The organism is Rugosimonospora acidiphila, from assembly GCF_039543385.1.
GTDB classification, from domain to species: Bacteria; Actinomycetota; Actinomycetes; order Mycobacteriales; family Micromonosporaceae; genus Rugosimonospora; species Rugosimonospora acidiphila.
The window spans coordinates 81,705-96,334 of sequence record NZ_BAABJQ010000012.1; the positions used below are offsets into that span (position 1 = coordinate 81,705).

General features: G+C 70.8%; 16 protein-coding genes. 9 read left to right on the plus strand and 7 right to left on the minus strand.

The window, feature by feature from the left end; translation table 11 throughout:
* Nucleotides 1-81: 81 nt before the first annotated feature.
* Nucleotides 82-384: a hypothetical protein gene (locus ABEA87_RS20750; RefSeq protein WP_345631851.1), complete on the minus strand. Its 303-nt coding sequence runs from the start codon at nucleotides 382-384 to the stop codon at nucleotides 82-84.
* A gap of 30 nt (nucleotides 385-414) precedes the next feature.
* A complete protein-coding gene (locus tag ABEA87_RS20755) occupies nucleotides 415-780 on the minus strand; it encodes a hypothetical protein (RefSeq protein ID WP_345631853.1) in 366 nt (121 codons plus the stop codon).
* 377 nt (nucleotides 781-1,157) lie between these two features.
* Between ABEA87_RS20755 and rpsF the strand changes: the two genes are divergently transcribed.
* The 4 genes from rpsF (at nucleotide 1,158) to rplI (ending at nucleotide 2,811) form a co-directional block, all read left to right on the plus strand.
* Nucleotides 1,158-1,448 (plus strand): 30S ribosomal protein S6, encoded by a 291-nt coding sequence (rpsF, locus tag ABEA87_RS20760; RefSeq protein WP_203916861.1) that lies wholly within the window; start codon nucleotides 1,158-1,160, stop codon nucleotides 1,446-1,448.
* A gap of 114 nt (nucleotides 1,449-1,562) precedes the next feature.
* A complete protein-coding gene (locus tag ABEA87_RS20765) occupies nucleotides 1,563-2,087 on the plus strand; it encodes a single-stranded DNA-binding protein (protein ID WP_345631859.1) in 525 nt (174 codons plus the stop codon).
* Nucleotides 2,088-2,107: 20 nt separating this feature from the next.
* The gene (rpsR, locus tag ABEA87_RS20770; RefSeq protein WP_203916859.1) at nucleotides 2,108-2,347 is read left to right on the plus strand and encodes a 30S ribosomal protein S18; all 240 of its coding nucleotides are present in this window, start codon (nucleotides 2,108-2,110) and stop codon (nucleotides 2,345-2,347) included.
* Nucleotides 2,348-2,361: 14 nt separating this feature from the next.
* Entirely contained in the window at nucleotides 2,362-2,811 is a 450-nt protein-coding gene (gene rplI, locus ABEA87_RS20775; protein ID WP_345631862.1) for a 50S ribosomal protein L9, read from the plus strand.
* A 123-nt stretch (nucleotides 2,812-2,934) separates the two neighbouring features.
* Here the strand turns inward: rplI and ABEA87_RS20780 are convergent, their stop codons facing one another.
* Complete coding sequence (locus ABEA87_RS20780; protein ID WP_345631864.1) at nucleotides 2,935-3,426, minus strand: hypothetical protein; 492 nt, start codon at nucleotides 3,424-3,426, stop codon at nucleotides 2,935-2,937.
* A 340-nt stretch (nucleotides 3,427-3,766) separates the two neighbouring features.
* Between ABEA87_RS20780 and dnaB the strand changes: the two genes are divergently transcribed.
* The gene (dnaB, locus tag ABEA87_RS20785) at nucleotides 3,767-5,248 is read left to right on the plus strand and encodes a replicative DNA helicase (RefSeq protein WP_345631866.1); all 1,482 of its coding nucleotides are present in this window, start codon (nucleotides 3,767-3,769) and stop codon (nucleotides 5,246-5,248) included.
* Between the two features lie 5 nt (nucleotides 5,249-5,253).
* Here the strand turns inward: dnaB and ABEA87_RS20790 are convergent, their stop codons facing one another.
* From ABEA87_RS20790 to ABEA87_RS20800, 3 genes are read right to left on the minus strand one after another with little or no spacing between them, the layout of a single operon-like run.
* Nucleotides 5,254-5,877, minus strand: a complete 624-nt coding sequence (locus ABEA87_RS20790; protein WP_345631867.1) for a phosphoribosyltransferase — start codon at nucleotides 5,875-5,877, stop codon at nucleotides 5,254-5,256.
* The gene (locus tag ABEA87_RS20795; RefSeq protein ID WP_345631868.1) at nucleotides 5,874-7,145 is read right to left on the minus strand and encodes a glycosyltransferase 87 family protein; all 1,272 of its coding nucleotides are present in this window, start codon (nucleotides 7,143-7,145) and stop codon (nucleotides 5,874-5,876) included. The genes ABEA87_RS20790 and ABEA87_RS20795 overlap by 4 nt, the downstream gene beginning before the upstream one ends.
* A 44-nt stretch (nucleotides 7,146-7,189) precedes the next feature.
* Nucleotides 7,190-9,712: a putative bifunctional diguanylate cyclase/phosphodiesterase gene (locus ABEA87_RS20800; protein ID WP_425570924.1), complete on the minus strand. Its 2,523-nt coding sequence runs from the start codon at nucleotides 9,710-9,712 to the stop codon at nucleotides 7,190-7,192.
* A 545-nt stretch (nucleotides 9,713-10,257) separates the two neighbouring features.
* On the opposite strand from ABEA87_RS20800, the gene moaC reads away from it, so the two are divergent.
* The 4 genes from moaC to ABEA87_RS20820 all read left to right on the plus strand — a co-directional run bounded on the left by moaC (nucleotide 10,258) and on the right by ABEA87_RS20820 (nucleotide 12,953).
* Entirely contained in the window at nucleotides 10,258-10,734 is a 477-nt protein-coding gene (gene moaC, locus ABEA87_RS20805) for a cyclic pyranopterin monophosphate synthase MoaC (protein WP_425570925.1), read from the plus strand.
* Nucleotides 10,731-11,213, plus strand: a complete 483-nt coding sequence (locus ABEA87_RS20810) for a MogA/MoaB family molybdenum cofactor biosynthesis protein (RefSeq protein ID WP_345631872.1) — start codon at nucleotides 10,731-10,733, stop codon at nucleotides 11,211-11,213. The genes moaC and ABEA87_RS20810 overlap by 4 nt, the downstream gene beginning before the upstream one ends.
* Nucleotides 11,214-11,310: 97 nt before the next feature.
* Nucleotides 11,311-12,546 carry a molybdopterin molybdotransferase MoeA gene (locus ABEA87_RS20815; protein WP_425570926.1) on the plus strand — a complete coding sequence of 412 codons (1,236 nt, stop codon included), beginning with the start codon at nucleotides 11,311-11,313 and terminating at the stop codon, nucleotides 12,544-12,546.
* Nucleotides 12,543-12,953, plus strand: a complete 411-nt coding sequence (locus ABEA87_RS20820; RefSeq protein WP_345631874.1) for a molybdenum cofactor biosynthesis protein MoaE — start codon at nucleotides 12,543-12,545, stop codon at nucleotides 12,951-12,953. Before ABEA87_RS20815 ends, ABEA87_RS20820 begins: the two co-directional genes overlap by 4 nt.
* A gap of 110 nt (nucleotides 12,954-13,063) precedes the next feature.
* Here ABEA87_RS20820 and ABEA87_RS20825 read toward each other — a convergent pair whose 3' ends face one another.
* Nucleotides 13,064-14,416, minus strand: coding sequence for a glycosyltransferase 87 family protein (locus ABEA87_RS20825; RefSeq protein ID WP_345631876.1), 1,353 nt, complete (start codon nucleotides 14,414-14,416; stop codon nucleotides 13,064-13,066).
* Between the last annotated feature and the right edge of the window lie 214 nt (nucleotides 14,417-14,630).

A 14,630-nucleotide genomic window follows, 5' to 3' on the forward strand; every position in this document is an offset into this window, starting at 1 on the left:
GCCTACGTCGTGCCGCCGACGATATCGTGCAGACCTGGCGCAAGGCGGCGAGCTGCCGCAGAATCACGACGAGCGTCCCCATCACAATGCGTCGCTCGTTGATACGTCCGGAGCAGTGCCCACATCAACCTGGGGAGTCTCTGCAATGCGGGTGTTATCCCGACCGAGAATCGTTGCGTCACTGACCTTGGCGGCCATAGCCGGAGCGCTGATCGCGCCCGAGGCGGCCAGCGCGGCATCACCCACCGTCACCTTCACCGGCGGCTGCGCGGTCCTCGGGATTGGCGCCTCCTCGCGCCCCAGCGCCAATTCGGTAAAGATCCCCGCCAATACGTCGGTGACCTTCGTGAACCACCTCAACGGCTCCGCGCAGCTGTTCGTCAACGGCGCCTCCCAGGCCACGCTGAGCCGCAACTACCAGGTCTCGGTGTCCTTCCAGGCGTCGGCCGCCGTGTCCCTGGTGCCCTCGTGCCTGCTCAACACCGGGGGCGCCGGCACCGTCTCGGTCCAGGTGGCCGGGGCGTCCGGCAGCCCCTCGGGTGCCGCGCCGACCCAGACGGCCCCGACCACCGGCGCGGGCTCGCCGACCGACCAGCCGCCGAGGTCGACCGCCCCGTCCGCCAGCCGTCCGCCGGCCAGCCCCAGCAGCCCGGCGAGGCCGTCCGTCCCGGCACTCGGCGTCGCCCCGTCCGGCCCGGTTGGGCCCTCCGGGCCGGCGGCGGCGGTCGCGCCGACCGGCGCGCCCAGCGGCCAGTCGGTGGTGGCGGTCGGCGCGGCCACACCGGCATCAACTGGACATCAAGGACCAGACCGACTTCTGGTCATAATCGCGTCTGTTTGCATAATCGGGGTCACTATCGCCCTAATCCGCGCTATCGTTGCTCAACGTGCAATCCGGATGGTAGCGGCGTAAGATTTCAGCCATAAGCTCCGCGGGGCGTCAGTCATCCAGCTCGTCGGTGTGGTCGTTCCTCCCCAGGTCCCACCCAGGTAGGCGGATGGGGCGCCCCGCGGCTCCGTGTTCCGGGCGAGTATCCTTTGCCGAGTTCATCGATGGTGCGGCGCCGGTCAGGCCGGCACCGACCCGCGGTGAACGGACGCTAGACCTCCTGTCGCGGAAGGACCGCGACCGCTAGCCCAGAGGAGGTGAGCACGTCTTGCGTCATTACGAAATCATGGTGATCCTCGATGCCAGTCTCGAGGAGCGCACCGTCGCCCCGTCGCTCGACACGTACTTGAACGTGATTCGTACCGCGGGTGGCTCGGTGGAGAAGCTCGACGTCTGGGGCCGCCGGCGCCTGTCGTTCGAGATCAACAAGAAGACCGAGGGCATCTACGCCGTCATCGACCTCCAGGCATCGCCGGAGGCCGTGGCCGAGCTGGACCGGCAGCTGCGACTCAACGAGTCGGTTCTGCGTACCAAGGTCATCCGGCCGGACGTCCGCTAAGGCGCCCGGCGCTCCCGCGATCTGTCGTACCGGTGTGACAGTCTGACAAACGCCATCAGATCGGTGCGGCCCTGGGCCGGCCACGACGACGCGGACCGAAACGAGGAGTAGGCGATGGCAGGAGAGACCACCATCACGGTCATCGGCAACTTGACCGACGACCCTGAACTGCGCTTCACCCCATCCGGGGCAGCGGTTGCCAAGTTCCGCGTCGCATCGACGCCGCGGACCCTGGACCGCGCATCCGGAGAGTGGCGGGACGGCGAGCCGCTGTTCCTGTCGTGCACGGTCTGGCGGCAGGCGGCGGAGAACGTCGCCGAGTCGTTGCAGCGTGGCGCCCGCGTGATCGTCTCAGGTCGGCTGCGTCAGCGGTCGTACGAGACGAGGGAGGGCGAGAAGCGCACCGTCATCGAGCTGGAGGTCGACGAGATCGGCCCGTCGCTGCGCTACGCCACGGCGAAGGTGCAGAAGATGTCGCGCAGCTCGGGCGGCGGTGGGTTCGGCTCCTCCAGTGGTGGCGGCGGTGGCCAGGGCGGCGGCGGTGGCGGTTTCGCCAACGACGACCCCTGGGCGACGGCCGCGCCGGCTCCCAACGGCGGCGGTGGCGGGAGCAACTTCGACGACGAGCCACCCTTCTAGGTAATTACGGAGTAAGAGTCATGCCGAAGGCTGCGGCGCTTCGCAAGCCGAAGAAGAAGGTGAACCCGCTCGACAAGGACGGGATCACCTACATCGATTACAAGGACACCGCGCTGCTGCGCAAGTTCATCTCCGACCGCGGCAAGATCCGCGCTCGTCGGGTGACGGGCGTGAGCGCCCAGCAGCAGCGCCAGATCGCGCGTGCGGTCAAGAACGCCCGTGAGATGGCGTTGCTGCCGTACACGGCCACGGCTCGCTGAGGGGAGGCCCAGACATGAAGATCATCCTTACGCAGGAAGTCTCCGGTCTCGGTAGCCCCGGCGACATCGCCGAGGTCAAGGACGGCTACGCGCGCAACTACCTGCTCCCGCAGGGCTTCGCGATCCTGTGGAGCAAGGGCGCGGAGAAGCAGATCACGCTGATCAAGCGTGCACGGTCGGCCCGGGAGATTCGCGACCTCGGCCAGGCCACCGAGGTCAGGTCGCAGCTCGAGGTGCTGAAGGTGAGCCTCTCGGCGCGGGCGGGCGAGGGTGGCCGGCTGTTCGGTTCGGTCACCCCGGCCGAGGTTGTCGCGGCGGTCAGGTCCGCCGGCGGCCCCGATCTGGACCGCCGCCGGGTGGAGCTGCCCGGGCACATCAAGACGACCGGGTCCTACCAGGTGCAGGTCAAGCTGCACCCCGAGGTCACCGCGAAGTTCTCGTTGAACGTGCTCGCCAGCAAGTAACGATCCCGCGAACGGCCGGGGCAGGCTACGCCTGCCCCGGCCGTTCGTCGTTCTGGCCCGGCGACGGCTCGTTCGAGCCCGGCCGGCCGGCGATTCGATCGGGTCCGGCCGGCGACGATCCGATCAGGTGCCGATCGCCGAGAACAGCAGGGTGGACGCTCCGGCACCGATCACCGCCGCGGCGAACGCCGCCGTCACCGGGCGCCACGCGCCGCTGCCCAGCCGGATGAGCAGGGCCGACAACAGGCTGATCATGAGTGCCGCGCAGAGCTGGGGCAGGCCGTTGGTGAACGCGCCCAGCACGGCCGAGGGTACGGACGGGCAGGACCCGTCGACCTGGCCGTAGCACGCGGGTCCCGAGTCGTCGGCGAACAGCATGGTCCAGCCGGTGAACAGGGCGAGCGGCACCACGTACCAGGCCAGCGTCCAGGCGATCGTCCTGCCGTACCGCTTCTCGCCCTCGACCGGCTCCAGGTCCTCCCGCTCCGGCGAGTGCCGGACCACCCGCCAGTCGCTGCGGCGCCGGGGCGCCGGACCGGGCTCGTGATCATCACCGGAGCCTGGCGGGCTGTGGCCGGTACCGGGGGTTCTGCCCAACCACCTGTCGTACGACACGGTAGGAGCTTCCTCGGCTTCGCGGGCCCAGACGATCGGTTGGGCAGACAGATCTCGAGTGGGTCGCGACACGCCGGCCTACTTTCTCGGCTCCACATCGTGTGGGCAAGGTTTCCGCACGTAGGAGCCTATCTCGCGGGCAATCCCCAGACTTGTCCACAGGATGTGCACAGCACCACGCACATGCCAAGGGCACCCAGTCCACAGGTTTTCCCGAGGCTCATCCACCGGTCGATTTTGCGCCGGGCCCGGCCTTCCGTACCGTGGCCAGAATCCCCGGGGGAAACTGTCGTAACCGTTGCGGACTATCGACAGTTGGGGCACAGGGTTGGGGGCGCCGGTGTCGATCAGCGAGAGCACGGGGGTTGGCGGACGCCTGGCCGGCGGCGCCGACCGCGATGGCCGCCCGCCCGAGCAGCGCGGGGGCGAGCCCCGCTATCCCGAACCGCGGTTCGGCGACGCGCAGGCGGAGCCCCGACAGGCCGACGGCCAGTTCGATCGTTCACCGCCGCAGGACGTGGCGGCGGAGCAGTGCGCCCTCGGCGGGATGATGCTCTCCAAGGACGCCATCGCCGACGTCATCGAAATTCTCAAGCCCAACGACTTCTACCGGCCGGCCCACGCGACCATCTTCGACGCGGTCCTCGACCTCTACGGCCGGGGTGAGCCGGCCGACGCCATCACCGTGGCGGCCGCGCTGGCCGACTCCGGCGACCTGGGCCGGGTCGGTGGTGCGCCCTATCTGCACACGCTGATCGCGAGCGTGCCGACCGCCGCGAACGCGGCGTACTACGCGCGGATCGTGAGCGAGCGCGCCGTGCTGCGCCGGCTGATCGAGGCCGGTACCCGGATCGTCCAGCTCGGGTACGGTTCGACGTCCGGTGGCGGCCGGGACGTTGACGATCTGGTGGACCTCGCGCAGCAGGCGGTCTACGACGTCACCGAGCGGCGGGTCAGCGAGGATTTCGCGATCCTCTCGGACCTGCTGCAGCCGACGCTCGACGAGATCGAGGCGGTCGGCGCCCAGGGCGGGATGATGACCGGGATCCCGACCGGGTTCAGCGACCTCGACCGGCTGCTCAACGGGTTGCACGCCGGCCAGCTGATCATCGTCGCCGGCCGGCCCGGTCTGGGTAAGAGCACGGCCGCCATGGACTTCGCCCGGGCCGCGTCCGTGAGGCACAACCTCTCCAGCGCGATCTTCTCCCTGGAAATGAGCAAGGTCGAGATCGTCATGCGGCTGCTGTCCGCGGAGGCGCGGGTGCCGCTGCACATCCTGCGCTCCGGCCAGCTCTCCGACGACGACTGGACGAAGCTGGCCCGGCGCATGGGTGAGATCAGCGAGGCCCCGCTGTTCGTCGACGACACCCCCAACATGAACCTGATGGAGATCCGGGCCAAGGCGCGCCGGCTCAAGCAGCGCAACGACCTCAAGCTGATCATCGTGGACTACCTGCAGCTGATGAGCTCGCCGAAGCGGACCGAGAGCCGACAGCAGGAGGTCGCGGAGCTGTCCCGGGGGTTGAAGCTGCTGGCCAAGGAGGTCGAGTGCCCGGTGGTCGCGGTCAGCCAGCTCAACCGCGGTCCCGAGCAGCGCACGGACAAGCGGCCCCAGCTGTCCGACCTGCGTGAGTCGGGCTCGATCGAGCAGGACGCCGACGTCGTGATCCTGCTGCACCGTGACGATTACTACGACAAGGAGTCGCCCCGGGCCGGGGAGGCGGACTTCATCGTGGCCAAGCACCGTAACGGCCCCACCGACACCGTCACGGTCGCCGCGCAGCTGCACCTGTCCCGGTTCGTCGACATGGCGATCAGCTGAGGTGATCAGTGCAGCAGCTCGACGACCTCGTCGTCGGTCACCTGCTCGAACGAGCGGTAGAACCGGCTGACCGCGCCGAAATCCTCCGGTACCAGCGGGCAGCACACCTCGTCGGCGAGCCGGCTCAGCCAGGCGATGGCCTCCGGTGCGCCGACCGGCGCGGCCAGCACGGTCCGGGCCGCGCCCAGCTGGCGTACCACTGTCGCGGCCGCCGCGGCGGTGGCGCCGGTGGCCAGTCCGTCGTCCACCACGATGGCGACGCGCCCGAGCAGATCCAACGGCGGCCGGTCGGCCCGGTACCGCAGCTCCCGGCGGGTGAGCTCGGCCTGCTCGTACGCGACCACCGCGTCGACCTCGTCGACTCCGATCCGTTCGGGCACTCCCGGGTTGAGTACCCGTACCCCGCCCGGCCCCAGTGCGCCGAAGGCGACCTCGGGCGACCAGGGCACCCCTAGCTTGCGGACCACCAGCACGTCCAGCGGTGCGCCCAGCGCCTGGGAGACCCGGGCCGCCACCGGTACCCCGCCCCGGACCAGCCCCAGCACGGTCACGTCGGATCGGTCAGCGTAGCCGGACAGCGTCCGGCCCAGCAGGTCGCCGGCCCGCTCCCGGTCCCGAAAGGCCCTCACTGCTCCAGTGTGGTCCGAGTGAGCAGCGCAGGTGCCCAGACCGCGTACGCGATCGGGTAGAGCAGGTACCCGAATCGGGTCGCCGGGATCAGCAGGATCGCGATGAGCAGGCCGGCCGCGCAGACCAGGGCGGCGGTGAACGCGTCGCGGGGCGGACGGCGTAGCAGCCAGGCGGCGATGGCCAGCCCGGCCAGCACCAGCAGGATGGTGGCGATCGTGTGCCCGCCGGGCAGGTGAGCCGCGATCAACTGTCCGGGGAACGGGCTCTCCGCCGGGGACTGCACGAGGCCCTTGCCCAGCGGAAAGCGGATGACGTTCTCCGTGGCCGCCCCGGCGTTGACCAGGAAGGCCGGGATCAGGGAGAGCACCGGCAGGCCGATCGCGCCCAGGGCGTAGCGCGGCCCCCGCCGGTGCACGATCGCCAGGGCGAGCAGCACCAGGGCAACCGGCCAGGCGAACAGTTTCATCGCCCCGGCGACACCCACCGCCACGCCGGCCAGCCCGTACCGCCGGGTGGCCGCGAAGGCCAGCGCGAGCAGGCACAGCCCGAGCACCGGGAGGTCGTCGCCGCCGACCGCCAGGGTCAGCGTGCACACCGGCACGACGGTGGCGGCCTGCAGCGCCCGTACCAGCGGGGGTGCGCCCACCCCGGCCCGCCGCAACATGAACAGGGCGCCGGCCACCGTGGCGGCCGTGACCAGGGCGAACCACACCCGGGCATCGGTCCACCAGGCGGCGCCGGCGATCGCCCGGGGCAGCCCCAGCAGCACCATCCCCGGCTGGTACGGCAGGTAGCCGAGCAGGCGCTCGTCCGGGGGCAGCGCGGCGATCGCGGCGTGGCTGAGGTACGGGGTGCCCGTGTCCAGCAGCCGCTGCGCCCCGTGCTCCACCACGATCACCTCCTCCTGCGCCCGATCGGTGCGCCCCGAGGCGCGCTGGGCGGCCTCGATCACGAGCGGGAGCAGGGCGGTGGCGGCCCAGGTCAGCGCCGTGAGCCAGGCCCGGGCGGCGGTGCCGGCGAGGCGCGGCCACCGGCGGCGGCCGGCGAGCTGGACGATCACCAGGAGCGTGGCGGCGGCGTACCCCCAGATCGCGATGCGTCCCCAGGCGCCGTGCGGCGGCAGCGTCGCGGTCAGCGCCGTGAAGCCGGCGAACAGCAGGGAGACCAGGTAGAGACCGAGATCGACGGCGAGACCACCGTGGGCCTGATCGGCGCTGGCGAGTCGGGGCCGGCGACCGGTTCGCGCCGGTGCGGGGGCGTCGAGCACGGGTCAGCCTAGCGCGTCCGGGAGAAAGGCGGCCGGGACGGCCGTCAGCCGAGGTCCTGGCGGGCGCCGGGCCGCCGGACCGGCATCCTGATCACCTCGCCGGACTCGTGCAGCGACGGCGCCAGCGCCCCCGGCCGGCCGTCGTACCCCCGGCGCAGCGTGGCGAGCAGCCGGTGCACCGGCATCGGCCGGCCGAACAGATGCCCCTGGCCGGCCGGGCAGCCCAACTCCCAGAGCCGGCCGCGCTGCCGCTCACTCTCCACGCCCTCGGCCACCACCAGCAGTCCCAGGCTGCGGCCCAGGTCGATGGTCGAGCGGACAACCGCGGCCTCCGCCGAGCCCTCCATGGCCGCGACGAACTCCCGGTCGATCTTCAACTCGTGTACCGGTACCCGGGCCAGCGTCGCCAGCGAGGAGTATCCGGTGCCGAAATCGTCCAGCGCCAGCCGGATGCCCAGATCGCGCAGGGCGCCCAGTACCTCGTCGACGACGTCGAGCTGGCTGAGCGTCAGCGACTCGGTCAGCTCGATGATCAGCGTCTCCGCCGGTACCGCGGCGACCTCCAGCCGGCTCGCCACCGCCTCCGGGAAGCTCGGGTCCAGCAGGCTGCGGGGTGAGATGTTGACCGCCACCGGTACCGCGAAACCGTCCGCGTTCCAGGCCGCGGCGGCCCGCAGCGCCTGGTCGAGCACCGCTTCGCTGAACGCGGCGAGCAGCCCGGAGCGCTCCACGTAGTCGAGGAAGCGGTTCGGGTTGAGGTCGCCACGCTGGGGGTGGTGCCAGCGGGCCAGCGCCTCGGCGGAGATCATCTCGCCGGTACCGAGGTCGACGACCGGCTGGAAGTTGACCGTGAACTCGTGCTCGGCGACGGCCCGCGGCAGCTCGACCGACAGCGCCAGCCGCCCGATGTCGGCGGTGTCCCGGGAGCGGGCGTACATGTCCACCGGTCGGCCCTCGCGCTTGGCCTGGTACATCGCGACGTCCGCGCGGCGCAGCAGCTCATCCACGCCGCCCCGGAACGGGGCGAGCGCCACCCCCGCGCTGGCCTCCACCACTATGCGCATGCCGTCCACCTCGATCGGTGGGGTCAGCCCGGCCAGCACGGCGTTCGCCCGTGGCAGGGCCAGGGCCGGCGCGGCGATGCCCGAGAACAGCACGGCGAACTCGTCGCCGCCCAGCCGCACCACCAGGTCGTCGGGCTCGGCCGAGGCGGCGAGCCGGTGGGCCACCTCGGCCAGCACCTGGTCGCCCGCGGCGTGCCCGAGGGTGTCGTTGATCTCCTTGAAGTGGTTGAGATCGACCAGCATCAGGCCCAGCTGCCCCTTGGCGCCGCTGGACAGCAGCTTCGCGCCGACCTCGTAGAGGTGCCGACGGTTGGACAGGCCGGTGAGTGGGTCGTGGCTGGCGGCGTACGCGTGGTGGTCGGACAGCCGCTGCGCCTCGGCGAAGGCGGCGGCGTTGCGGATGGCGGTGCACAGCGCGGCGGCGAAGGTGCGCAGGGTGTACTCCTCGCGCTCGTTCAGCGTCACCTTGCCGCGGAACCGCAGCCGCAACTCACCGATCGAGGTCGTGCCGCCGTGGCTCTCCAGGGCGGTGGCGATCACGTGGCCGTCCGCCGGCGGCGCTCCCTGCACGGCGCCGGAGTAGCCGATTCCGGTGGAGTCGCCCCGGACCAGGCGGTCCGGTACCGAGAGGTTGGCGATCTCCACTTCGGCCTCGTCCGAAGAGAACAGCTCCGAGGCCCGGGTGACCGCGGAGCTGAGTACCGCGCTCAGGTCGACCTCGTTGAACTCGTCGGTGGCCTGGGCGAGCTTCTGCCAGGCGGCCCGCTCGGCCCGCGCCCGCAACTGGTTCGCCGTCATGATCTGCAGGCCGACGATGACCAGCGGGACCACCACGATGAGGGCGGGGTATCTGGAGAACCAGAACAGCCCGAACGTGGCCAGCGCGAGCCGCAGGACCATTCCGCCGACCCGGACGTCGACGTTGGCGCGGAAGAGGGTGATCAGTGGGGTCCGGGTGGCCAGGGCGATTACGGGAAGGGCGAGTGCCTCGTCGACGACGATGATGGCCAATGCCGCCGCGATGATGGCCGGGAGTTCGTCGCGGGTTGTCGAGAACGGCCCGGAAAGTCCGAACACCCCCGCGGTTCCGACGGCCGCGGCGACGACAGCGGTGTTCTTCGCGGTGTTGAACAGTTGCTTGACCACCGGGGTGCGGGTGGTGGCCTTCGCAATCGTGATGGCAACCGCGGTGCAGAGCACGAGCCACGGACCGGGAAGCAGCATCAGCCCGACGAGGATTACCGCTTCCTGCATCCCCACGACGTGATGACTGTCTTTGATGCGGATCTGAATCGTCGCCCGGTCCGACAGACCGAGCATGGCCGCGACGGAAACGATCCGGAACCAGGGCGCGGGGACGGTGGCGTCGAGGACCGACGAGACCGCCCACGCGACACAGGCAACCCCTATCACGACGACGAGACCGACGGTCAGATTCAACCGCCGGTCGGTCTCGTCGTTGCTCGTGTTACCCAACCGTCGTCCTTGCTCGGCATCGGTCATGGACGCGGGTTCAGCGTAAGGCGACATGCCTCTATCGACAAACAGGGTTCGATGTCAACTTCGACTCTGGGGTATTCAGGCAATCTCGGTGATGCGACCATCAGCCCCACTCGCTCAGGCGGATGCCGTTGCTGTTGCGGACCTGGATGCGGCTGCTCATCATTCTTCTCTCCCATCCCTGCGGCTTTGTCGGGGAAGAGATTAGGTTGCAGATGGCAATTTGCAAATCCAAAAATGTCGCTCATTTCAGGATGAGCGAAGGTTGACAGAATTGACCACTTTGGGTGAGCACGCAATCGCGTTTAGCAGTGCCTCTGAGCAGGCATTTCGGGGGAGATCAGGCATTAGCCATCTACTGCCCATGAGAGCCGCTTGAATCGGGATGCGTCATTATCTTTTTGTCTTTGGCGCAATTCGTTCACCCCCGGTAAAGTCAAGGGGCTCCGTTGGCACGATACGCGTATCCAGACACGCGGGCCTGGCGGGATCGGTCGGGGCCACCGGGGGTAGGGCCGAAATTCTCAGCTCGTACGCTGCTTGTTGTGGTGGACGCCAAGTTGACGCATGTGGACGCGCACGGTGCGGCGCGCATGGTGGACGTGTCGGAAAAATCGATCTCCGCTCGCCGGGCGAGCGCCGCGGGCGAGGTCCGGACCACCGGCGAGGTGATCGACCTGCTGCGCCGGGAAGCGCTGCCCAAGGGCGACGCGCTCGCGGTCGCCCGGGTGGCCGCGATCATGGGTGCCAAGCGGACACCCGATCTGGTGCCGCTGTGCCACCCGATCGCGCTGCACGGCGTCGACGTCGAGCTGACGCTCGGCGAATCGGCGGTGACCATCGAGGTCACCACGAAGACGGCCGATCGCACCGGGGTCGAGATGGAGGCGCTGACCGCGGTGGCCGCCGCCGGCCTCGCGCTGATCGACATGATCAAGGCAGTGGACCCGGCCGCGACCCTGGACGGGGTACGGGTGCTGCGCAAAGAGGGCGGCAAGACCGGACTCTGGGAGCGACCGGCGTGATTCGGGCACGGGTGATCGTGGCGTCGAATCGGGCGTCGTCCGGCGTGTACCGGGACACCAGCGGGCCCCTGCTCGTCTCCGGCCTACGCGAGTTGGGCTGCGAGGCGGAGGAACCGGTGGTGGTACCGGACGGGGAGCCGGTGGGGCGGGCGTTGCGGGAGGCGGTCGACGCCGGCTTCGACGTGGTGCTGACCAGCGGCGGTACCGGCCTGAACCCGACCGACCGCACGCCCGAGGTGACCCGGGAGGTGCTGGACTACGAGGTGCCGGGCATCGCCGAGGCGCTCCGCGCGCACAGCCGGGACCGGGTGCCCACCTCCGTGCTGTCACGGGGGCTGGCCGGCGTCGCCGACCGTACGCTGATCGTGAACCTGCCCGGCTCCACCGGCGGGGCCCGCGACGGGCTGGCGGTACTCGGCCCGATCCTGGCCCACGCCGTCGACCAGCTGAGTGGCGGGGACCATCCTCGGACATCGTGAGGCCGCCGGCGGCCACCATGATCCCAGCCGTCGCTCGGCAAGATCGGACTTTGTCTCGTCGGGGCGAGATCGGCAAAACAGGGCCTAGGCTGTCGGAGTGACCGCACAACCATCGACGGCCAATCCCCCTGGGCAGACCGGCCCGCTGCCCTGGGCGCGGGCCCGGGCGGCGGCGTACGCGGCCGGTGTCGAGGCCGCCGCGCCGCCCGTCGAGGTGCCGCTCGCCGACGCCGACGGCGCGACCCTGGCGAATCCGCTGCTCACCCGCACCGACCTGCCCGCCTTCCCCACGTCCAGCGTGGACGGTTACGCGGTGCGCGGCGACGGGCCCTGGCGGGTGGTCGGTCGGGTGCTCGCCGGCACGATGCCGAAACCGTTGACCGAGGACGGCACGTGCGTCGAGATCGCCACCGGGGCCGCGGTGCCGGAGGGTACCGCCGCGATCGTGCGGACCGAGGACGCCGACCGTACCCAGGACGGCCGGGTCAGCGGGGTGCCGCGGGGCATGCCCGAGTGGCGCGAGCCGGGTGAGGAGGCCAGGCTCGGCGAGCAGTTGCTGCCGGCGGGTACCCCGGTCAACCCGGCGGTGATCGGCCTCGCCGCCTCGTGTGGGTACGACACGTTGGCCGTGCGGGCCGCACCGACAACGGCCGTGCTGGTCTTCGGCGACGAGCTGCTGACCGCCGGGCTGCCCGGCGACGGCCGGGTCCGCGACTCCCTCGGCCCCTCGGTGCCGGCCTGGCTGCGGCGTCTCGGTGCCGCCGCGGGACCGGTGCTCGGCCCCGTCGAGGACACCCTCGACGCGCACGTGGAGGCGCTGAACCGGGCGCTGACCGGCGGCGCCGAGCTGATCTGCACCACCGGCGGCACCATGAGCGGCCCGGTCGACCACCTGCACCCGGCGCTCGCCCAACTCGGCGCGCGGTACCTGGTGAACACCGTCGAGGTGCGTCCCGGCTTCCCGATGCTGCTGGCCAGCGTGCCGCGGCCCGGCGGCGGTACCGCCCTGGTCGCGGGGCTGCCGGGCAATCCGCAGTCGGCGATAGTCGCGCTGGTGTCGCTGGTGGCCCCGGCAGTGGCCGGGATGTCCGGCCGGCCGATGCCGCCGCTGCCCAACATCCGGCTGACCGGGCCGGTCGGCGGCCGGGGCGGGTACACCCACTTGGTGCTGGTCGACGCGGACGGGGTCGCCGTTTCGCACGCCGCGTCGTCGATGCTGCGGGGGATGGCCGGGGCGGTCGGCTTCGCGGTGATCCCGCCGAACGGCCAGGCCTCGGCCGGGGACGAGGTCCCGTTGGTGCCGCTGCCACTGCTGGCGGGCGAGCGGCCATGATGATCGCTGTCACCACCGAGCCGCTCGACGTGGCGGCCCACGAGCGCGCCGTGGCGCACCCGGCCGCCGGCGCGGTCGTCGCCTTCCAGGGCGTGGTGCGCGACCACGATGATGGCCGCGGCGTGTCGGTACTGGAGTATGAGGCGCACCCCAGCGCGGAGAAGATCCTCGACGAGGTGGCCGCGGAGATCGCGGCCCGGCCGGAGGTCTACGCGGTGGCCGTGTCGCACCGCGTGGGGCTGCTCGAGGTCGGCGAGATCGCGCTGGTCGCGGCGGTCTCCACCGCGCACCGGGCGGAGGCGTTCCGGGCCTGCGCGGACCTGGTCGACGAGGTGAAGTCCCGGCTGCCGGTGTGGAAGCGGCAGGCGTTCGCGGACGGCACCGAGGAGTGGGTCAACAGCCCCTGATGACGGCCCGCGGCCGGTGCCCCGCCGGTCGAGGATCTGGTCGACTCAGCAGTTCACAGGGTTCAGCGGTTCCAGGATTCTGTGGTTCCAGGATTCAGCGGTTCCAGGATTCAGCGGTTGACCAGCGCGGCCCGGCGGGCCAGGGCCGGCTCCAGGTAGAACGCCGGTTCGGCGCCGGGCCGCCACGGCAGCAGCACCACCAGCGTGATGACCGCCAGTGCCAGGGAATTCTCCCAGAACGCGCCGTGCAACCCGTCCGCGTAGTGCGACACGGCCGGGAACCTGTGCTCGTACCGCCAGATCGGCGACACCACGAACAGCACGTATACGCCGATCGCGGCCGCTGCCCTGGTCAGGCCGGCCAGCGCCGGCACACCCCCGGGTCCCCACGCCCACATGTCCCGGGCCGCCAGGCCCCGCGCGGCCCGGTGCCGGCGCAGCGCCGAGTCGCCGAGCACCACCAGCGCCGGGATCAGGAACACCAGGTGGTGCGACCAGGAGATCGGGCAGATCGCGTTGCCGGTCAGCCCGACGATGGTGAACGCCGCCAACTCGTCGCCGTCGTTGTGCGCCGCGCTACCCCGGATCATGCCGACCGCGAACACCAGCGCGGCGAAGGCCAGCCACATCAACGTCGGCGTGGTGCTCGAGTCGTAGAGGCGGGCCAGCACCCCGGCGAGCGACTGGTTGGCGGTCGAGTCGACCGCGCCCACCCGGCTGGTGTCGAAGACGACCGAGGTGAAGTACTCGGTGGCCGCCTTGCCCGCCACCATGAAGGTCAGCAGCGTCACCCCGACCGTGGTGGCGGCCGAGACCAGGGCCGCTCGCCACTGCTTGGTGACCACGAAGTACGCGATGAAGACGCCGGGCGTCAGCTTGATCGCGGTCGCCAGCCCGACCCCGACGCCGGCCAGCGCGCCCGTGCTCCACAGCCGGCGCAGCAGGCCGGTGCGGACGGCCTCGACCGGCTCGTCCCGCGCGGTCGCCGCCGCGCGGCCGGCGAACCTGGCCGCGACGGAGGCGAGCCTGGCCCGGTTGCGCAGCGCGACGAAGTCGGCGTAAATGAGGATCGCGAGCAGGATGTTGACCTGGCCGAAGCCGAGCGTCTCGCGGATCGGCTCGGTGGCGCCCGCCAGCGGTACGGCGAGCGCGACGACGAACCAGCGACGCCAGCCGTACCGGTCGGCGATGGGCACCAGCAGCCAGGCCAGCAGCACGATGAGCGCGGCGACGCTGACCACCGTGTTGACCCAGCCGGTCGCGATCGCGGGCAGCGCCGCCATCGGTGCCATCACGAGCGCGGCGAACGGCGGGTAGGTGAAGCCCAGCGTGGTGTTGGGCGCGATGAACTCGTAGAGGTTGCCGCCGTGCGTCCACCACACCATCGCGCCGTGGTAGATGTTCATGTCGAAGAACGTGTAGTGGCGGCCGTACCTCTTCACCGCGCGAATCGCGGCGAGCACGGTGAGCGCGACGATACAGAGCCGGATCAGTGTGCCGCGGTGTGCCCAGAGGAAACGGAGCCGAACCCTCAGTCGACCGATGAGCGGGCGTTGGTGGTCTTCAATGGCAATACGCGGTCGATCCTTGACGGTCGCCGGCATGCTGTCGACACCCCCGTGCTCCATGCGTGTTTCCCACCCCGGTTCATCGAGGAGCCTAGAGCGGCGCGCCAAG